Below are 20527 nucleotides of genomic sequence, written 5' to 3' on the forward strand. Positions count from 1 at the left end.
CAATTTTAAACTATCAAGAACCGATTTCTGGGAATATTTATTTTTGAATATAAGAAGCACAGAGAAAGAAAACAAAAAAAGAGAAAAAATCAAAGAAAATACATATTCATTTTGGTGCAATTGTCTCCGAGTAAAATAGGTCGGTATTACAATTTACATTAATAGTGCACTCCAAGCCTATATAAAAGAAAAATCAATATTTGCCACATCAAAACACTGCAGGAACATTTATCTCAACCCTAACGTTCCCGCCATACATGAATCTCATATTATATATCCGATATACATGAATAAATAAAAAATTATATAGATAAATATAAAGAAATATATATTAATGTATATGTGCCTCTCTATCGAGGAATTACCTTCCTTACTGTCTTTTTCAACTTCTTTTTCAATTATTTTCTTTGCCTTCGTGTTTGTAGGGTATTTAAAAATGTGACCCAAAAGAGACGGCGAGAAATTTATGCAATGGTATTTTTCTCCGTCGTGCGTTTCTATATATAAATCTTCTGGATTTCCTATGTCCTTTATTTTAAAAAAAGGTATTTTATATTCAAATAGAAAATTTTTCACAAATATAAAATTATCTTCTATTTTAATATTTGTGAAAAAACCTGATTTGAGAATAATCCAAACGAGAAAAGAAAACACAAAAGAAAGAACTGCAAAATCTACATAAGGACTTGTTTTTTCTGAGCTTGCCCCAATAAAAAACAAACCTAGAGACAAACCCAAAGATACCAAAATAGAAAAGGATGCTGTATACCAATTTCTTAATGTCATTAATTAACCAATCGCCGCTGGCCGTTCCATGCAAAAATATTTATAACACCCAAATTTTCATCCGTTATATTTAAATAACAACCACATGAAAGCTAAATTAATTAAAATACTCCGAAGCCCCCTGAGTAGCAGTCCAGGATGCGCCATTCACTCCCATATTAAATGTTGTCATTCCCAAATGCGTGCTTCCCACGCCTCTATGTGCAGCACCTTTATCGTGCGGAAGAATTTTTTCACGCGGCCCACTCTTTGCAAATTTACCCCAACCCGACCTCGAAAATACTCTTCCACTGACGGCCCATTTAGAAAAAGCTCCCCCTGCACCCAACAAAGCAGAATTCACTCCATGCCTTCCCCAGTCCATTTCAGTAATATCACCATTTTTTTCCACGGCATCTACTGTTACCTGCGCTCCAACAAGTCCTGCTCCCGCAGCGAGGCACGCACCACCACTCGCAGCCACACAAACTCCCAGAACGCCAGCAGTCGCAACGCCTTCCCAGTTATCTTTCGTCCAGTCCCACGCGGAAGAACCAAAGTCAGCAGCTGACTCGTACCATGATTTGGAGTTATCCCGGGCTTCCTCATCAGGGTCAGTCGCAGGACCGCTGTATGGATCAGAAGGAGCGGGAGAACCTCCAGACGAACTCCCGCCACCGGACGGATTTCCGTAGTAAGGAACCCCTCCGCTTGCTGAAGCTCCCGTATAGAACGAACTCTGCTTGTTCTGGTAATACGGCCTCTGGTAGACACCACTGTTCTGCCGCATCTTCTCTATATCACGCCCCTGCTGCGTCCACATCGCCTCTTGCTTGATTTGCCTAATATCACTGATCCCGCGCGGAGGATCATTACTAGTCGAGGCACAGCACCCAGAATCAAGCATCATCAGCCCGGACGGATCGCTCATTGAGATCGGGTTGTTGTTCGCATAGGCATACCCGTGCATCTGTTGAGCGTTGCCCGGCAGCATCAACGGGTCCACTGACAGAAACCGGCCCAGCGCGGCATCGTAGGCGCGTTCCCCCAACTGGGTCAGCCCCGTGGAGGAATCATCGGTACCGCCGACGAAACCCTTGTCACTGGGCCACTGGCCACCGGAACCGGCCGAGGCGTCCTCACCCCGCAGCTGACCGAACGGGGAGAACCACCGCTGCACCGTGGCCCCCGTATCGGCGTCCATGGACAACGTCCCCGTGCCGTTGTAGTCGTTGAACGTCCAGTGCAGCGACCCGTCGTTGCGCCGCACCGCGACAGAGTCCCCGCCGTGCTCATAGAACCGCTTCGCCTCGGTGGAGTCCTCCCCCGCAGTGAAGCTCACCTCCATCCCCGGCAGGTACAGCGTCGTCGTCGCCCCCGCCCGGCGCAGCAGGCGCTCGTCGTCAGCGTCGTAGACGTAGTCCGTCTCGGTTCCGCCGCTGACGTTGACCAGGTTGCCCTCGGCGTTGTACGTCAGCTCCTGTTTCCCGTCCTCGGTGTCCCGGCTGACCATGTTCCCGGCGTCGTCGTAGCTGTAGCTGGAGGTGCTCTCCCCCTCGGGGCCGCTCTCGGCCACCGAGGACACGCCGTGCTGGGGGCCGCTTTCCTGACCGGCGATGGTGTACTCGCGCACCGTCGTGCCGTTGCCTTCCCGGCGGGTCTCCTGCAGCCGGTTGCCCACGGCGTCGTAGGTGTAGGAGTTCCAGTACGGGGCGACACCGCCCAGCGCGGAGGAGTCGGGCTCGTTCTGGCAGGCGGATTCCGAGCTACTGTCGGGGGTCCACGCCTCTGTGAGGCGGCGCTGGTGGTCGTAGTCGAAGCACTGTGTGTCCGACGGGAGCCCGTCGCTCGTGGGGTTGTCGGTGAGGCGTTGGATGTTGCCGATGTCGTCGTAGGTGTACGTGCGGGTGCTCAACGACCCGGAACCGGTCTCGTGGACGACGCTGTCCTCGGACAGCCGGTCGGTCGCCTCCTCGTAGTCGCGGGTCTCCCAGGTCTTCTCCGAGTAGAAGCCGCCGCGGCTGAACTCGCGTTGCGCCAGCTTCCCGGTCTTGGTGTACAGGGTGCCGGTGACGACATCGCCGTCGGTGGTGGTGAGCTTCGTGGGGTTTCCGATGTCGTCGTACTCGTTGATGACGAGTTCCTGGCGCAGGTCGCCGGCCGCGGGGAGTTCCGTGCTGCTCACGGAGCCGTCCGGGTTGTAGTTGGTGCTGACGTCGTAGTCGCCGGCCAGCTTCCCCTCGGATGCGGGGATGCTGATCCGTTCCTCGGTGGGACGGTCGCGTTCGTCGTAGTTCAGCACCCGCGAGGTGTACTCGTCCCCGCCCGAGTGGCGGGTGGAGGACGTGAGCTCACCCGTGGCCTCGGTGTCGTACTCCCACTCGGCGCGCAGGTCGCCGTCGGGCGAGTCGTCGCGCATCTCGACCTCGCGGCCGAGCGCGTCGTAGGTGTAGGCCAGGGTCTCACCGCGCCCGTCGGTGATGGTCGTCTTCCGGTCGAGGGAGTCGTAGGTGATGGTGGTCGTTCCCACGTCCGGATCGGTCTGTTCCACCTTGCGGCCGCGCAGGTCGTAGGTGTAGGTCCAGGTGGCGCCGGACGGGTCGGTCATCGTGGCGACTTTGTCGTGCTTGCCGTAGGTGTAGGTGGTGGCGTCGTACTCCCCTTCGGGTTTGCGGCCGTGGTGGTCCCGCTTCTCGACGGTGCGGCCCCGGGCGTCGGTGATCTCGGTGGTTCCGGTACCGCCCTCGGGAACGGTCCTCTTGGTGCGGTCCCCCAGATGCTGGGTGGTGGTGCGCCACTGCTCCTCGCCACGGGACACCTGGAGCTCGTCGGTGACCCGGCCCGCCCCGTCGTAGACCTTCTCCGTCTGGCGGGGGATCTCGTCGGTGTTGTTCACCGCGAACAGCGCGCCCTCGGGTGCCTTCTCGTTGTAGTAGGTGTCGCGTTCCACGACGGCGTTGCCGCGCGAGTCGTACAGGGTGCCGGTGATGGCACGGCCTCCGCCGGGGGCGGGTTCCTGGGTCTGGCGCTCGCGCAGGAGGCCGTCGAAGATCACGTACCTCGTGATGTACTCGGCGTTCTCGTTGAGCTCGCGGGTGACGACGCTCGTGGGTTCGTCCTTGCGGACGTTGTACTCGAACTTCTTGTTCGCCGACTCGTCGCGTTCCCTGGAGCGGTCCGGGAGCCACACGGCGGTGATCCGGCCGAGGGGGTCGTACTCGACGTCGGTGCGGTTCCCGTCCGCGTCGATCTCGGCGACGGTCTGGGAGCGGGCGTCGAGATGCTTCTCGGTGGTGTGTCCCAGGGGGTTGGTGGTGGTGACGGTGGTGGCCGCCCCTCCGGTGGTGTCGCCGGAGTACTCGGTGGTGGTCGTGTTGTCCAGCGCGTCGGTGCTGGTGAGTTCGCGACCGTAGGTGTCGTGGGTGGTCTGTTCGGTGGTTTCGTACTGCGCGTCGCCGTCGGTGTACTCGGCCACGCGCTGCTTCCCGGTCACCAGTCCCTGGCTGGGGGCGTCGCCGTAGTCGCCGCTGTCGTAGAGGGTGCGGTCGTCGCTGACGACGTCCGCCGGACGGTCAGGGGTGGCGTCGCACGAGGCCGCCACGGTTTCCTCACGGCGCACCGTGTCCAGTATGCCCTTATCGGGGGCGCGGGCGTACTCGACGCGGGTGCAGCGGTCGTCGTCGCTCGTGGACGTGTCGCCCTGGTCGTCGGTCTCGGTGACGAAACCGTGCTCGTCGAAGCTCCTGGTGGTGCGGGTTACCTGGCGGCCGTCGCTGGTGGGGGTGTACTCCTCGGTGGTCTCGGTCTTGGTGATGTGGGCGCGCAGGGTGCCCCAGTCGTAGTCGCGTTCGGCGGTCCTGTTCTTCCACGGTGTCGTGATGGTCTTCTCGACGACGTCCCCGCCGGGACCGTCACGGGTGATGACCTCGCGGGTCATGCCGTTGTAGGCGTCGTGGTCGGTGACGCTGTCGCCTTCGGAGTCGGTGACCTTGACCGACCGGTCGGAGCCGGACTCCTGGTTGTCGCCGTCCATGCCGCGGAAGAAGCGGTGCTGGGTCTCGGTCCGGGTCTGGTCGGGGTGGCCCTTGCGGACGGTGACCGTCTCGAAACCGCGGAACTGGGACCAGGTCTTGCGCTCCTCGGGGACGATGCCGTCGGGGTCGTCGTAGTGCCAGCCGGGGTTGTCGTACTCGTAGGAGGTGAGAACCGTGGGCTGCTGGGCCACCAGGTCCTTCTGCGCGACCTGGGTGACGGTGTACTTGTGGAACCAGTCGGTGAGCTCCGCCCCACCTTCCGGTGTCCAGATGGTGGGGTAGCACTGTTCGGAGTTCGAGTCGGGGTCCGGAGTGTCGTCGGGGGAGCACTGCTGGTCGGAGTAGGTCACGTCGATCTGGCCGCCGGTCTCGGTGTACACCGAGGTCATGCGCCACTTGCGCATGGGGGCGAGGCCGTCGGAGGTGCTGTCCACCCGGTTGGGCATGGCCGTCCCACCGAAGGTGAGGTCCGGATCGGAGGCGGTGCCGCCGACGTGGCCGGTGTGGGAGACCGAGGCGAGCCACAGGTCCGGGTCCGTCCCGTCCCCCGAGTCGGGGAACTCGTGCTGGAGGTCCCAGGAGTCAACGGCGGTGTACTCGTTCCCGTCGTGCACCTGGGTGGTGACCGTGTCCAGCTTCTTGGTGGACCAGAACGTCGCCGAGTGCGTGTCGGGGCAGGTGTCCCCGTCGCATTCCCGGTCGAGGGGGGTGTCGGGCCAGTGGTCGGCGTTGTCGTCGCTGCGTTTGCCCGCGGAGCAGTCGAACCCGTCGGTGGGGATGCAGCGCTCGCTGACGTCGAACTGGACCCGGGCGGGTGCGGTGGCGAACACGTCGTCCTCGCGCAGCCCGTACTCGATGCGCTTCAGGTGGGAGGCGCGGTCGTAGGGAGTGGCCTCGTCCCCAAGATTACGCCCGTAGTTGTTGGTCTCCTGTTCGTAGTAGTAGGCCATGGCGTTGCCGCGGGGGTTCACCACGTAGTCGAGGTTCCACCGGTAGGCCTGCTGGCACCAGGACTCGTCGAACGTGGAGGCGTGGCACGGCTCCCCGGAGTCGTTGCCGTAGACCGGGGTGGTCAGCGCCGACCGGGTCTCGGGGTCGCCGGAGGTCCAGCCGGGTAGGCGGTTCCTGCCGAAGTAGTACTGGGTGCCGTCCGTGGTGGTGACTTTCCAGTACTCGCCGTTGTTGTCGCCGTTGTTCCCACCGGTGAGCTTCTCCACGGTGGCACCGTCATCGTCGCGGGCGTGCCATTCGCCGTCCTCGTCGACGAACAGCTCCGTGGAACTGCCGTCGAGCATCATGGTGGCGTTCTCGCGCCCCCAGCACTGGTCGGCGACCTCTTTCCCGTCGTCGTCGCAGAGTTTGAACTTACGCTCGATATAGCCGGGGTCGTAGTCGAACCCTTCCCCGATCCACGAGGTCTGGTTGTTGGTGGATGCGGTGCGGCCGTCCACGCTCTGCGCGGAGTAGTTCAGTGCCACGTCCGGGGCGAGGTCCCCGGCGACGGCGGGAGCCGACATGGGGTACGACCAGGAGAAGTCGCCGGTTTGCAGCCCCACGTTCCATTCGTATGAGGAAGAGAGTTTGGTGGCCGTGTAGTCGCCGCTGCTGTCGTCGTCACCTTCGTCTGCGGTGGCCGCGAGCAGGGTCCCGTCCCCGTCCGTGGCGGGGGCCACGGCCCGGACGGTCTGGGACTCGGCATCGTTGGTGGAGTCCAGTTCGGCGGTGGCCGAACAGTCGCGCGGGTCGCCGGACTCCTCCGTGCAGTCGTCCAGGGCGACCAGCTCCAGCCGGGAGCCGTAGTTCCCGCCGAACGCGGAGGAGAAGCCGGAGTAGTCCAGGCCGACGGCGACAGGACCCGCCGCGTCCCCACCGTCGGTACGGGTCAGCCGCATCAGCACACCGTCGATTCCGGCCTGCTGGGCCGCTTCGCGGCCGAGGACCTCCAGCTCGGCGTCGGCGACCTCGCGCGGGTGTTCCCGCTCGGGTGTCTCCTCCGCCGGGGCGTCGTCCGGGGTCTCCTCCGGGGTGCTCTCCGAGGGGGCGTCCTCCGGTTCGGAGCCGCTGTCCTCCCCGGTACCGGGGCCGGAGGTGGGGTCGGGAGAGGGGGGAGCGGAGGGGGATGCGGACGGTTCGGGGGCCGCGGAGGGTGAGGCTTCCGGTGACGGTTCGGGCTGGCGGGGTGCCAGCGCGTTGTGCCGCCCCGGGTCGTCTTCCCCGCGGGACAGGGGGGATTCCCAGTCGGAACGGGTGTCATCGTCCACCGCGCCCAGGGTGGCGACGGTGCCGTCACTGTTGTCGGGCGCCCGGAACGTGCGCGGTTCCGGGGAGCCGGAACCGGGTGCCAACTCGACCGTGTGCCGGTCCGGCCAGTCGGCGTCCTCCAGTTCGGTCACCGCGGCCTCGTCCACGGCGTCATCGGCGCCGCTCGCGTCCGGTGCGGCGGTTTTCCCGGCCACGGACTCCTGTTCGGGTACGTCGGGCCGGTCGTTGTAGGCCACAGCGGAGGCCGGCATGACCGAGATCAGCCCGGCCACGAGGATGAACGCTGTCGCCTGGGTGAACCACGACCGGCCACGGGAGCGGGGTCTCACCGGCGTGTCGGGGGGTGTGGGCACAGGAGGCTCCTCCTACCCGGCGGCTCCTCCCACCGGGTGCCGTATCTGGGGGGAAGGGGGATCGTGGGGGTGGTACCTGTTCGATGGACGCGTGTTCTGCGGCGCGTTCACCGAACAGGCCTAACGCGGGGGGTGGGAGACGCTCAGGGCAGGTATCCCTCCTTGACCCGCTCGACTCCGGCGGCGCTGAGTACTCCCTGGTAGACGTGCACGTCGTCGATGTCGCCGTTCCAGGAGCCGTTGGGGCTGCCTTCGAACCGTCCGGTGCCGAGGGTGAGGGAGCCGTCGGCGTTCCACGGGCTTTCGTGGGTGTCGGTGGTGCCCTGCCTCACCCCGTTGACGTAGAGGGTGAGCTCGTTCGTGGTGTGGTCGTAGGTTGCGGCCAGGTGCGTCCACGCACCGAGTTCGGGAGCTCCTCCGGACAGGGCACGGTGCCAGCCGCTGGCATCCGCGTCGTCGGACGGGGGCATCTTCAGCACCCAGTTGTCCCAGTCGTAGGTGTTCTGGTGGCCGAGGTAGAACCCGCTGTGCACGTTCCCGTTCTGGGACACCGCTGTCGAGTTCGCGCCTTTCTCGTCCAACCGCACCCAGGCGGCGACGCTGAAACTGCGGTCCGTGCGCACGGCTGGAGCATCCGTGGTGATGCGATCCTCCGAGCTGTCCACCGTGGCTCCCGAGGAGGAGGTGGCGGGATTAGTCGCACCGCTCCACACGGTTTCCGGATCGCCGTGCAGCGTCCCGGTCAGGCCGTGGTCGCTGGAGTCCGCGGCTTCGGTTCCACTGGTCTCGTTCAACCGCCAGCGTCCTGCCAGCGCCGCCGGCTGATTCGCCAACCTCCAGGTTTCCGGCCTTCTATCAGAGCCGTCCGGTTGCTCACCGATGACCGTCCGGTCCCACAGGCGCACGTCGTCGATAGCGCCGGGCCAGGCGTCTGCGGGATCCTCCTCGAATTTGGCTCCGCCAATAACGAGCGGCCCGCCAGCGTTCCACGGGTTTTCCCGTTTTTCGGTGGTGTCCTGACGCACTCCGTTCACGTACAGGATCGCTTCACCGGTCTCTGGGTCCACTGTTCCCAACAGATGAGTCCATACCCCAGTCTTGGCGGGTTCGTTGGACACAGCACGGGTCCAACCGGAAGCGCCGACGGTGTCTTCCGGAGGAATCTTCAGTACCCAGTTGTCATGTCCGTATGTGGTTTGGTATCCGAGGTAGAAGCCGCTCTGCGCGTTTCCAACCTGGGAAACCGCAGTTGCGTTGGCCTCCTTGCTGTCCAGCCGCACCCAGGCTGCGACGGAGAACTCCTCGCTGGTGTCGACGACAGCCCCGTCGGTGGCGAGGCGGCTGTCATCGGTCCCGTCGGTAAGGACAGCGGTGCCGTTGGCCCGGTAGGAGTCGCCGTCGGGTTGTCCGACTCGTCCCCGGGTCCATTCCACGTTGCCGACCGCTGTGGCAGTACGCCCGTCGGCGACGGCGTCGGCCGCTGTGTCTCCGCTCCCCTCATCCATACGGAAACGTGCCACATCGCTGCTGGGCGGGGCGACGGTGAAGGTGTGTACGAGTACGCATTCGGATGAGTTGCCGTGCGCGTCCGTGGTGCGTGCGTGGATCAGGTTCGGTCCGTCCGCACGCGGGGTGATGGCGGCTGTGACCGAATCTCCCGGCTCGTCCGGTATGAGTTCGGTGGAGCAGGAGGCGTCGTTGACGCTGTAGTGGTACGCCTCCGCGTCCGCGACGCCGTTGGCGCTGAACGTGAATTCTCCGGCTTCCCCGACACCACCGTGTGTGGTGTCGTCGTCGGGGTAGTCCGTGGAGGAGACTTCCGGTCCGGTGTCGGGGGCGTCGGTGTCCACCTCGACGTAGCACCAGTTCGACCAGGGACCCCAGTGCTGGCCGTCGGAAGCTTTGGCACGGTAGCCGACGACGGGACCTTCGGGAAGACCACTGGCTTGGGCGCTGCGGTATGAGCCGTCGGGCCATTCGTCCACGTCGGTCGAGGCCGAGTCGGCGTCGCCGAGGGTGTCCCCGTCAGGGTGCTCGCGCCATTCGAACCGGGCTTTGACTTTCTGGCCGCCCCATTTGGAGTCGTAGTCGCGTACCTTGGCGCGCAGTGTCGGCTCGGTGGTGTTGATCAGTCGGGGGTCATCCGGGTCCGTGGAGCACACGCCACCATGTGAGTCCGACATGCTGTCGGTTTTCGGTGTCGCCGGGGTGGTGTTGTACTTCACGACAAGTTTGGGGTCCTTGGCGAACCGTCGCCAGTCCCAGTTGTCTCCGGAGGCGGTCTCGTTGCCGTACAGGCCGAGGGTCACGTTCGGCCAGTCCTCGTCCACGCCGGACGTGTAGGCGTCGGTGGCGTCGAATTCCACGCCGGGGCCGTCGCAGCCGGGACGCCCGTGGTCCACGTCGACGGTGTCCTGGTGGTCCGCTTTGCGGGGCTGGTTGTTCCAGGTGGTATCCGAGTCGATCGTTCCCGTGAGGTGCAGGCTGAATTCCGCGCCGGTGCAGCCGAACGCGTGGGTGACCTCCATGCGCAGGGTCGCGCTGTCGATGACGGTGTGGGGGCGTTTGGTGCGTCCCGCCACGTCGAACTCCCAGAAGGCCCGTTTGGTGTGGCCGTACTGGGGTTCGTAGCCGACACCGGTGTCCTCGTCCGAACTGTTGAAGTAGCTGGTGGAGGGGTACTGCTTGTCGACGTAGGCCCAGTCCTCACGGTTCACCGACACTGACGGGTCGATGTAGACGGGATATGTGGTATCCGCGCTGTCCAGCATCTCCTGGTCAGGGGTAAGCGTGACCGCATCCGGTGTGAGATCCGTGTCGACCCGAGCCGTGCGGTCACCGGAGGTGGGTGTTTGGGTGCGCAGTTCGGCCGGTGCGTCCCCGCCCTCGTTCTGGTTTCCACCGGAGTCCCACATCTGCGGTGCCGAGGCCACGAACACGTCCTCGCCACCGTCGTTCCCGGCGGCTGTCAGGTTTCCGGCCTCGTCCCGGCTCAGTTCCACGCCGGTAGTGTCCAGGGCGAACTCGAGTTGGTCCAGCTCGGGGCTGGCTGCGGCTTCGGCGCTGTGCACCTCCAGAACCTGGGAGAAACCGTCCACGCCGGCGGTCAACACCAGGTCCACGTCAGGTAAGACGTCAGGGTAGGTGGCCGTGTTTCCGTCCAACTGCGGTTCGGGCAGTTCACTGACCCAGTCCAGTTCGACGGTGTTGGATCCCAGCTGTATCCGGGCCATCGGCGCTGCACCACCAGCGGAGAACGCGAGGTCGGCGGCAGCCGCTTGAGGGCCGATGGTGCCGTCCTCATGCTGCGTGAGGGTGGTGTCGACAGGAGTCCACCCGTCTCCGTCACGCACCCGCACTGGTTGCGGGTACTCCTCCAGGGTGAAGGTGCCGTCCGGTTCGGCGAACACTTGGGTCGTTTCGGTGGTGGCTGACGGGACCTCGACACGTTCGCCGCTGTCATCCGCCTCAGCCAGCGCCTCACGCTCCTGCGCCGTTTCGGGTCCGGTAGCTTCGTCAGCTTCCGCTGTTCCTGTCACCAGTGCCGGAAGCACTACGAATCCCGCTACCGCGGCGCCGGCCGCCCGCATCGCAGCGCGCATAGTGTCGCGCCTCGCCTCTCATGTCGCTTTCCGCACCCGGATTTTTACGGTTCGTGATGTCCGGGTTAAAGACGAGCTAAAGGTGACATGGATATGTGAGAGTTAACAAATATGACTCAAATCACATAAAGCACTCACGCCCCAGTATCGCCAGTGCCGACAGGAGCGGGGTATTGCGGGGTCTCCAGGGGGGTCGCACCCGGGCCGGGTGACTGCCAAGAGAGGTCAACAAAATTCGCATAAAGATATATGGCCGACTTCGGCCACATAAGTTATTTAGTCGTGACGCGGTATATTGAACGGCGGCAAAACATCAGTTAAATTCGCCGCGCGTCCTGGAAGCCACCCCCCTCCCCCGTAGCATCCGCTCCGTAAGCCCCGCCGCTGTCCACGGTGGACGCGTCGCCACCCGGCACGAAGGAAACCAGCCGTTGCCCTCACACCTGCCCGCCCGCATCAGACGGGCCAGCGAGCGCCTGCTTCCCGCGAGCAAACGCCACGAGCTTGAGGAGCGGCGCCGCGCGGAACGGGAAGAAGCCGCCGAGCGCAAACGGCTGGCCCGCGTCGAACAGCGCCGTACGGACCTCCTCGCCGGGGACACGGAACTGCGCCGGTTCGACCTGGACGGTGTGGAGCGCATCGGACGCGTCGTTACGCGGTTCACCGCCGATGAGGCCTCCGCGCACAACCTGCGCCTGGTCACCGCGGCGCTGGACCAGGCGGAAGTGTCCTACTTCCTGGTTCCCGGCAACTCCCCCACCCGCTACGTGGTCGGGGTGGAGCGGTGGAACAAGAAGACGGCGCTGGAGGCACTGCGCGAGCTATACCGGACCAGCCCCCTCTACACGGGGGTCCCCGGCCCCAAGGGCGTGCTCGACAACGTCTCCTTCTACGTCGACGGTGCCCTTCCCGACGAGGTCAAGGCCGCCAACACGCTCCGGTTCGGAGAACTTTTGCTCGGCCCGCAGGAGCAGCTCCTCGGCGGTGTCGAGTTCGGCTGCGACGTGGAGTTCTGGCGCTCCGGGGACCAGATCTCGGAGGAGAAACGCGCCGCGCTGCACGTACAGGCGCCCGACGACGTACTCGGCGACGCCCTCGTCGCGCCGCGCGGCAACCAGGTCTCCGACGTGCTGGCCACCGACGCGCGCAAACCGGCGAGCCGCACCGTGCAGGGGCGGGACTACCCCACGTTCGTGCCGTTCACCCAACCCCGCGTCGACGAGGTCACGTTCCCGATCGACGCCGTGTACACCTGGGTGGACGGCTCCGACCCCGAACACGCCGCCAAACGGCAGGCCCACCGCTCCGGGGGGTCCACCTCCGACACCGTGGCGCACGCCACCGCCGACTCCCGTTACACCGACCACGACGAGCTGAAGTACTCCCTGCGGTCGCTGCAGATGTACGGCGGCTTCGTCCGGCACGTCTACATCGTCACCGACGGGCAGGTGCCGCCCTGGTTGGACACCAGCGCACCCGGGGTGACCGTGGTGGACCACCGCGACATCATCCCCGCCGACGCGCTGCCGGTGTTCAACTCCCACGCGATCTCGAGCCGGCTGCACCACATCCCGGGATTGTCCGAACGCTACGTGTACCTCAACGACGACATATTCCTCGGGCGCCCGGTCACGCCGGACCGGCTCTTCCACGCCAACGGCATCGCGCGGGTCGCGTTCTCGCCCTACCAGCTCGGTCTGGGGGTGCCTCACCCGGAGGAACCCGCCCCCAATTCCGCGGGGAAGAACGTCCGCGACCTGCTGCAGGAAGAGCACGGGCGGTTCATCACCCACAAGTTCAAGCACGTCCCGCACCCCCAGGTGAAGTCGGTGATGCGTGAACTGGAGGAGCGTTTCCCCGAGGACTTCGAGCGGACCTTCCACGCCAGATTCCGGTCCCTGAACGACATCGCGCCGGCGGCGATCATGCACCACCACCACGCGCTCCTGTCGGGCCGTGCCGTGCCCGGGAACCAGAAGCTGCGCTACGTCGACATCGGGGCGCCCGACGCGTGGGAGCGGATCGCCGACATCGAGGAGAGCCGCGGCTACGAGTTCTTCTGCCTGAACGACGTCAACACGCCCCAGGAGACCCAGGAGCGGATCGCCGGCCAGCTGCACGCGTTCCTGGAGCGCTACTTCCCGTTCCCGTCGACGTTCGAACGCTGATCCGAGGGGTCCGGTCGCGCGCGGGGCGTGTTGTCTCCGCCCGACCCCCTGGGATCAGGCGCTCAACAGCGACATACTCTCGTCCCGGCGGAGCGCGGAAAGCCGGTACCCGCCAGCCGCGACCGCGGACGGGGACCGGACGGCCCCACCCCTCTGCCCGCGTACTACGGTAGCGAGGATGGTCATCCCGAGTGACAAGGAGATCCGTCTCCTCCACGAGCGCTACGCGCCCAGCACCGAGGTGTTCGAGAAGGTCTACTCGCACTGCGCGATCGTGTGCGACATAGCCGAGCAGTTGATCGAACGGCAAGGGCTGGCTCTGGACCTCGAACTGGTCAGAGCCGGTGCTCTGCTTCACGACATCGGTGTTTACCGACTCGGTGGAGTAGGACACGACAACTACCTGCGCCACGGTGTTCTCGGCCATCGGATCCTGGCCGAGGAGGGGTTCCCCGAGGAACTGTGCCGGTTCTGCTCGTGCCACACCGGTGTCGGGCTGACCCGTGACGATGTCCGACTGCAGGGGATCCCGATCCCGGAGGCGGACTACGTCGCGGAGACCGGGGAAGAGGAGATCGTGATGTACGCGGACAAGTTCCACAGCAAGAAGGAGCCGCCGGTACTCGTCTCCGCGGATTCCTACTCCGCTACCGCCAGGGGCTTCGGCGCGGACAAGGCCGCGGCGTTCCAAACGATGCGGGAGCGGTACGGCGACCCCGACCTGACACCGTTCATGGACGGCTGACGAGCACCGGCGCCGGGAACGACCGCTCGCATCGGACCGGGGAGACGCGGATCCCACCGGCACCGGCGGGAGAACAGGCCGGCGGCAGGGACCGGTCCGCTCACCCCGAGACCGTGCGGACCTCCTGGACGATGTCGGCCGCGCCCTGCTGGACGGCGTCGGCCTCCTGGTCGCTGTCCTGCTCCTGGGCCTCGCGTTCGGCCTCGATGCGCTTGCTGTAGTACTCCACCTCGCGCCGGATCTGCTCCTCGTCCCAACCGAGTGGTTCGGCCATCAGCCGGGCGGCCTCGTCGGCCACGGCGATGCCCCGGTCCCAGGTCTCGATGGAGATCCGGGTGCGCTGGGACAGCGCGTCGTCCAGGTGGCGCGCCCCCTCGCACCGCGCCGCGTAGACGACCTCCGCCCGCAGGTAGTCGTCGGCGCCCGACAGCGGTTCCTTGAGGTCGGGGCGTTCGCGCATCAGCGCCAGCAGTTCCTCGGTCAGGGACCCGTACCGGTGCAGCAGGTGGGCCACCCGTGAGACGTGCAGCCCCTCCCGTTTCGCGATCCGGCCGCGCTGGTTCCACAGCGCCGCGTAACCGTCGGCACCCACCAGCGGGACCCGGTCGGTGACCGAGGCGGGGATCTTGCTGCCCAGGCCGTGGGCCACCGCGTCCACCGCGTCCTTGGCCATCACGCGGTAGGTGGTGTACTTGCCGCCGGCGATCAGCACCAGACCGGGCACCGGGTGGGCGACCGTGTGCTCCCGGGAGAGTTTCGACGTCTCGTCGGACTCGCCGCTGAGCAGCGGCCGCAGTCCCGCGTACACCCCTTCGACGTCGTCGCGGGTCAGCGGCACCTTCAGTACCCGGTTGACGTGGTCCAGCACGTAGTCGATGTCGGAGCGGCTCGCGGCGGGGTGGGCCTTGTCCAGGTCCCACGGGGTGTCGGTGGTGCCGATGATCCAGTGCCGCCCCCAGGGGATCACGAACAGCACACTCTTCTCCGTGCGCAGGATCATCCCGGACGACGCCTGGATGCGGTCGCGCGGCACCACCAGGTGGATGCCTTTGGAAGCACTGACGTGGATCTGGCCCCGGCCGCCCACCATCTCCTGGATGTCGTCGGTCCACACCCCGGCGGCGTTCACCACCTGCTTCGCGCGGATCTCGAACTCGGCACCGGTCTCCAGATCGTGGGCCCGCGCCCCGGTGACGTGCTCCCCCTCGCGCAGGAAACCGGCCGCGCGCACCCGCGAGGCGATGCGGGCGCCGTAGGTGGCGGCGGTGCGCAGCACCGTCGTCACGTAGCGGGCGTCGTCCACTTGGGCGTCCCAGTACTGCACGGCGCCGGCGAGCGCGTCGCGGCGCAGCGCCGGGAACACGCGGGTCGCTCCGCTGCGGGTGAGGTGGCGGTGGTGCGGGAGCCCGCGTTCGCCGCCCATCGTCATCGCCAGCATGTCGTACAGGGTCACGCCGGCGCCGATGTAGGCGCGTTCCCAGTGTTTGGCGAACGGGAACAGGAACGGCACCGGCCGCACCAGGTGCGGCGCGATGCGCTGCAGCAGCAGCCCGCGTTCCGTCAGCGCCTCCCGGACCAGTTCGAAGTCGAGCTGCTCCAGGTACCGCAGACCGCCGTGGATGAGCTTGCTGGACTTGCTGGAGGTGCCCGAGGCGAAGTCCCGCACTTCGATCACCCCCACGGACAGGCCGCGGGATACCGCGTCCAGCGCCACCCCGGCGCCGACGATGCCGCCGCCGACAACCAGGACGTCGAGTTCGTTGCCGGCCATGTAGGTGAGCGCTTCGACGCGCTCCTCCGGCCCCATCCGCGCTGCCGTCATCACGTGCCCTTCTGCGACGGGAGTCTCCCGGGCGGATGCCCGCACCGCCCGGGACTTCAGCCTAACCGCTCGCTCCCGCGTCACGCGGGAGCGACGGGCGGCACGGCGACGACGGGTCGCGACTGGCGGGCGCGGTGCCCCGCGCGAGGACAACGCGTCCTAGCGGTGCGGGTTCACGACCACCTCGACGCGCTGGAACTCCTTGAGGTCGGTGTAGCCGGAGGTGGCCATGGTGCGGCGCAGCGCCCCCATCAGGTTCATCGAACCGTCGCTGGTGGAGGCGGGGCCGTGCAGGATCGCGTCCAGGCTGCCGACCGTGCCCACGTCGACCCGCTCCCCGCGCGGGAGCTCGTAGTGGTGCGCCTCGCTTCCCCAGTGGTAGCCGCGCCCCGGCGCCTCGCTGGCGCGGGCCAGGGGCGAGCCCACCATGACCGCGTCGGAGCCGCAGGCGAGCGCCTTGGCCATGTCACCGCTGAGGCTCATGCCGCCGTCGGCGATGACGTGCACGTAGCGGCCGCCGGACTCGTCGAGGTAGTCGCGGCGGGCGGCGGCGACGTCCCCGATCGCGCTGGCCATCGGCACCGACACCCCCAGTACGGAGCGGGTGGTGTGGCCGGAACCGCCGCCGAAGCCGACGAGGACACCCGCCGCGCCGGTGCGCATCAGGTGCAGCGCGGCGCTGTAGGTGGCGCAGCCGCCCACCACGACCGGGACGTCCAGGTCGTAGATGAACTGTTTGAGGTTGAGCGGCTCGGCCTGCCCGGAGACGTGCTCGGCGGAGACGGTGGTGCCGCGGATGACGAAGATGTCCACGCCCGCGTCGATGACGGCCTGGTGGTAGCGGGCTGTGTGCTGGGGGGACAGCCGGGCGGCGGTGACGATGCCGGACTGGCGGATCTCCTCGATCCGGCGGCCGATCAGCTCCTCCTGGATGGGAGCGGTGTAGATCTCCTGGAGCCGTTTGGTCGCGGCCGCGTCGTCCATCTCCGCGATCTCGGCCAGGAGCGGTTCGGGGTCCTCGTAGCGGGTCCACAGCCCCTCCAGGTCGAGCACACCCAACCCGCCGTGCTGTCCGATGGCGATGACGCTCTGCGGCGAGGCGACACTGTCCATGGGGCTGGCGACCAGCGGCATGTCGAACCGGTAGGCGTCGATCTGCCAGGTGAGGGACACCTCCTCCGGGTCACGGGTGCGCCTGGCCGGGACGATCCCGATGTCGTCGAGCTCGTAGGCGCGGCGTGCGTTCTTGCCCAGCCCGATCTCCGTCTGCGCCAAGGCTTCGACCCCCTCTGCTGTGTTTCACCGGCGGGACTGCCGGCGCGGTTCACCGACGGCCGAGTTTACCCGGGTGACGACCCCGTTCCCGCCCCGGTGGTGGGCACGGGCCCCGCGCTGGCCGCCGTCGGGCTGGAGTGGAGGACCTGCCGCCGGGAGGCGCTCGGGCACTCGGCGGCGGTGCGCGGAAGAGGCCGGGAGGGTCCACGACGGGCTTCTGTTCCCGTTGCCCGCTCTGTTTGGGTAGAGGCATGGACGCCACCCCCCACACGACCCCCGACCCTGACGTGGTCGCTTACGCGGAGCACGTCCTGGACCTGTACGGGGAGCCAGCGGACGGTTCCGCCACCGGTGGTCCCTACCTGCCCCAGGGCTACGGGGCCTCTCCCTCAGAGGCCGGTACTGTCCCACCGCCGCCGTACCCCGCGCCCGGGCCGGAGGGGACGAGCGGAGGAACACCGGCCGCCGGAGCGCCCGCCCTGGGTGCTCCGCCGCAGGGCGCTCCCGCTCCGGGTCCTCCCCCGCAGGGCGTTCCCGCACCGCCTCCCCGGCGCCGGCCCGGCCCTCTCAGGAGACTCTGGGACTCGGTGCGGGATCCGGAAACCGTCAGGGCCCGCGGCCGGCAGCGCCCCTACGGCGAGAACGCGTCCCAGGCGCGGCGGGATCTCACGCGCAGTCTGGAGAGCTACAGGACCGAGCCCAGCAACGACCACCATCTGGAGCTGCTCCACGACATCTCCAGGAGCCTGCACGAGCATCTCCGTGTCCAGGCGGAGGCGGCCCAGGAGCAGCGGGACCAAGCCCACCAGGCCCAACGGGACTCGACGGTGTCCCGGAGGATCGCGCTGGCCAGCATGGTCTTCGGCGCGGCGGGGTGGATCGTGGCCCTGAGCCAACTACTCCTCGACGCGTTCGGATAGCCGCGCCTTCCCGGCTACCGGCGCCCCGTCCTCAGAGGAGGGAGCCGGCACCGGCCTCACAGCTCACCGCGACGCACGCTGGCCAGGAACACGTTCCACTCCCGGGCGGGAACCGACACCCGGTCGCCCTTCCGATGCTGGGTGTCCCGCATCCACACACGCCGAGGCTGCTCCGCAACCTCAAGGCAGTTTCCGCCATCCGGCCCCGAGTAGCTGGATTGATGCTATTCAAAGCTCATCTTCAGAGTCCTTCCGGAAAAGCTCGAATCATCCCAGTCGACTCCTGTGGTGACAACGCCCCACGTTCGGTAGATGCGAAGACCGTACCGAGGACCTCAACTTCTTGGAGATCATCGGAGAGTTCTCCCCAGTGCGCTCTCTGCATAGGAAATTTCCCCCTCCACGCCCTCCAGGATGAGCTTGTCCTCGGTGGTCACCTCGGCCTGGGAATAACGGTCCTTGGAGGACGACCGGCCACGCATCTCCCCCATCGAGCACAGCGTTACTCTCGAACGCGCCTCTTTTATCCGGATTCCCTTGGAGTGGCACCATCAAGGTATGCCGATAGCGCCCCGCCTTTCCGACTCCGAAGCGGCCGCCCTGCGCAGTCTCGCCGAACGCGAGAACCGTTCGCTGCAGGACGTCGCCAGAGAGGCGATCCGCGAGTACGCGGAGAACCGCAGTAGGACTGAACTGCTCGACCAGATCCTCGATGAGGAACTCCCGCGCTACGCCGAGGCGCTGGAACGGCTCGGCCAGTGATTTATCTGATCATGCCCGGGTTTATCCACGCCGCCGAACGGACGTTCGGAGGCGAGACCGTCATCCGCAACCACGGGTTACTCGCCTCGGCACTGGCTCGACCACAGGCAACGGTCTTCGGTAAACGTGCCGACACCCGCCTGTAGGAGAAGGCCGCGGCTGTGCTCCACTCCCTGGCCCGCAACCACAGGGGAGCCGGTCCAGCTCATCGGCGGTCTCACCTTCCCCAGCACACCGGCCACGCTAAGTGCCGGGCGCGCCCCTTATCTCCCGGAGACGGCGCGCCCGACGGCACACGGCCGCCAAGGACCACGTCTCACCCCTGGTAGTTGGGGGCCTCCACCGCCATCTGGATGTCGTGCGGGTGGCTCTCCTTCAACCCGGCGGAGGTGATCTGCATGAGCTGGCCGTGCTCGCGCAGATCGGCGACGGTGCGGGTTCCGGCGTACCACATGGACTGCCGCAGCCCACCGGTGAGCTGGTGCGACACCGCGTGCAGCGGCCCCCGGTAGGGAACCTTGCCCTCGACACCCTCCGGGATGAGCTTGTCCTCGGTGGTCACCTCGGCCTGGGAGTAGCGGTCCTTGGAGAAGGAGCGGCCCCGCATCGCCCCCAGCGAGCCCATGCCCCGGTAGGTCTTGTACTGCTTGCCGTTGATGAAGATGAGCTCGCCCGGGCTCTCCTCCACACCGGCGAGCAGGCTGCCCACCATCACGGTGCTCGCGCCGGAGACGAGGGCCTTGGCGATGTCACCGGAGTACTGCAGACCGCCGTCGGCGATCAGCGGCACCCCCGCCGGCCCGGCCGCCTTGGCGCTCTCCATCACGGCGGTGACCTGCGGCGCCCCCACACCGGCGACGACCCGGGTGGTGCAGATGGAGCCCGGCCCGACACCGACCTTGACCCCGTCGGCGCCGGCGTCGATCAGCGTCTGGGCGCCGCCGCGGGTGGCGATGTTGCCGGCGACCACGTCCACACGGGAGTTGGCCTTGAGCTTGGCGACCATGTCGGCGACACCGCGCGAGTCTCCGTGGGCGGTGTCCACCGTCAGGAAGTCCACGCCCGCCTCCACCAGGGCCCGGGCACGCTGCTCCCCCTCGGGCCCCACCCCGACGGCGGCGCCGACGATGAGGCGGCCGTCGGCGTCCTTGGTGGCGTCCGGGAACTGTTCGCGTTTGATGAAGTCCTTGACGGTGATCAGCCCGCGCAGCCGGCCGCGTTCGTCCACCAGCGGCAGCTTCTCCACCTTGTTCTCGCGCAGCAGCCGGTAGGCCTCGTCCCTCTCGACGCCGACCGGTGCGGTCACCAGCGGCATCGGTGTCATGACGTCGCGGACCTCGCGGCTGCGGTCCTCCTCGAACCGCATGTCGCGGTTGGTGACCATTCCCACCAGACGCCCCTCGGCGTCGGTCACCGGTGCGCCGGAGATGCGGTAGTGGCCGCTGATCTCCTCCACGTCGGCCAGGCTGTCGTCCGGGCGGCAGGTGACCGGGTCGGTCACCATGCCCGCCTCGGAGCGTTTCACCAGGTCGACCTGGTCCGCCTGCTCCTCGGTGGTCATGTTGCGGTGCAGTACTCCGGCGCCGCCCTGGCGGGCCATGGCCACGGCCATCCGGGCCTCGGTCACCGTGTCCATCGCGGCCGACAACAACGGGATACGCAGCTCGATATTGCGCGAGAGGCGCGTTCCGGTGTCGGCTTCGCCCGGCTGCAGGTCCGAATAGGACGGCACCAGCAGAACGTCGTCGTAGGTGAGCCCCGGCGGCAGCACCTTGCCGCCCTCCCCAGTGAACAGCTGCGTCATCAGCATCTCCAACCA

General features: G+C 66.1%; 11 protein-coding genes and 1 pseudogene. 5 read left to right on the plus strand and 7 right to left on the minus strand.

Annotated elements, in window-relative coordinates:
* Positions 1 to 883 precede the first annotated feature (883 nt).
* Together FHX37_RS23900 and FHX37_RS14535 are read right to left on the minus strand one after the other, a co-directional pair.
* Positions 884 to 7414, minus strand: coding sequence for an RHS repeat domain-containing protein (locus tag FHX37_RS23900; protein ID WP_141924407.1), 6531 nt, complete (start codon positions 7412 to 7414; stop codon positions 884 to 886).
* A 143-nt stretch (positions 7415 to 7557) separates the two neighbouring features.
* The gene (locus tag FHX37_RS14535; RefSeq protein ID WP_141924408.1) at positions 7558 to 11016 is read right to left on the minus strand and encodes a LamG-like jellyroll fold domain-containing protein; all 3459 of its coding nucleotides are present in this window, start codon (positions 11014 to 11016) and stop codon (positions 7558 to 7560) included.
* Positions 11017 to 11447: 431 nt separating this feature from the next.
* Here FHX37_RS14535 and FHX37_RS14540 point away from each other — a divergent pair, with 431 nt between their 5' ends.
* Both FHX37_RS14540 and FHX37_RS14545 read left to right on the plus strand, forming a co-directional pair.
* On the plus strand, positions 11448 to 13184 hold the full coding sequence (locus FHX37_RS14540) for a stealth family protein (RefSeq protein WP_246062295.1): 1737 nt from the start codon (positions 11448 to 11450) through the stop codon (positions 13182 to 13184).
* 178 nt (positions 13185 to 13362) lie between these two features.
* The gene (locus FHX37_RS14545) at positions 13363 to 13929 is read left to right on the plus strand and encodes an HDIG domain-containing metalloprotein (RefSeq protein ID WP_141924409.1); all 567 of its coding nucleotides are present in this window, start codon (positions 13363 to 13365) and stop codon (positions 13927 to 13929) included.
* A 100-nt stretch (positions 13930 to 14029) separates the two neighbouring features.
* Here the strand turns inward: FHX37_RS14545 and FHX37_RS14550 are convergent, their stop codons facing one another.
* Together FHX37_RS14550 and FHX37_RS14555 are read right to left on the minus strand one after the other, a co-directional pair.
* The gene (locus FHX37_RS14550) at positions 14030 to 15751 is read right to left on the minus strand and encodes a glycerol-3-phosphate dehydrogenase/oxidase (protein WP_141924410.1); all 1722 of its coding nucleotides are present in this window, start codon (positions 15749 to 15751) and stop codon (positions 14030 to 14032) included.
* 159 nt (positions 15752 to 15910) lie between these two features.
* Positions 15911 to 17026, minus strand: coding sequence for a GuaB3 family IMP dehydrogenase-related protein (locus FHX37_RS14555; RefSeq protein WP_141924411.1), 1116 nt, complete (start codon positions 17024 to 17026; stop codon positions 15911 to 15913).
* 251 nt (positions 17027 to 17277) lie between these two features.
* Here FHX37_RS14555 and FHX37_RS14560 point away from each other — a divergent pair, with 251 nt between their 5' ends.
* On the plus strand, positions 17278 to 17946 hold the full coding sequence (locus FHX37_RS14560) for a hypothetical protein (protein WP_141924412.1): 669 nt from the start codon (positions 17278 to 17280) through the stop codon (positions 17944 to 17946).
* A gap of 56 nt (positions 17947 to 18002) precedes the next feature.
* Here the strand turns inward: FHX37_RS14560 and FHX37_RS23645 are convergent.
* Together FHX37_RS23645 and FHX37_RS22915 are read right to left on the minus strand one after the other, a co-directional pair.
* A pseudogene (locus FHX37_RS23645) lies at positions 18003 to 18158 on the minus strand (DUF397 domain-containing protein); the annotation flags it as partial.
* A 138-nt stretch (positions 18159 to 18296) separates the two neighbouring features.
* The gene (locus tag FHX37_RS22915) at positions 18297 to 18437 is read right to left on the minus strand and encodes a hypothetical protein (protein ID WP_170181591.1); all 141 of its coding nucleotides are present in this window, start codon (positions 18435 to 18437) and stop codon (positions 18297 to 18299) included.
* Between the two features lie 67 nt (positions 18438 to 18504).
* On the opposite strand from FHX37_RS22915, the gene FHX37_RS14570 reads away from it, so the two are divergent.
* On the plus strand, positions 18505 to 18708 hold the full coding sequence (locus FHX37_RS14570; RefSeq protein ID WP_211351837.1) for a ribbon-helix-helix domain-containing protein: 204 nt from the start codon (positions 18505 to 18507) through the stop codon (positions 18706 to 18708).
* Between the two features lie 11 nt (positions 18709 to 18719).
* Entirely contained in the window at positions 18720 to 18854 is a 135-nt protein-coding gene (locus FHX37_RS23905) for a hypothetical protein (protein ID WP_281288301.1), read from the plus strand.
* Between the two features lie 170 nt (positions 18855 to 19024).
* Here the strand turns inward: FHX37_RS23905 and guaB are convergent, their stop codons facing one another.
* Positions 19025 to 20512 (minus strand): IMP dehydrogenase, encoded by a 1488-nt coding sequence (gene guaB, locus FHX37_RS14575; protein WP_141924413.1) that lies wholly within the window; start codon positions 20510 to 20512, stop codon positions 19025 to 19027.
* Positions 20513 to 20527: the final 15 nt, after the last annotated feature.

The organism is Haloactinospora alba (genome assembly GCF_006717075.1).
GTDB lineage: Bacteria > Actinomycetota > Actinomycetes > Streptosporangiales > Streptosporangiaceae > Haloactinospora > Haloactinospora alba.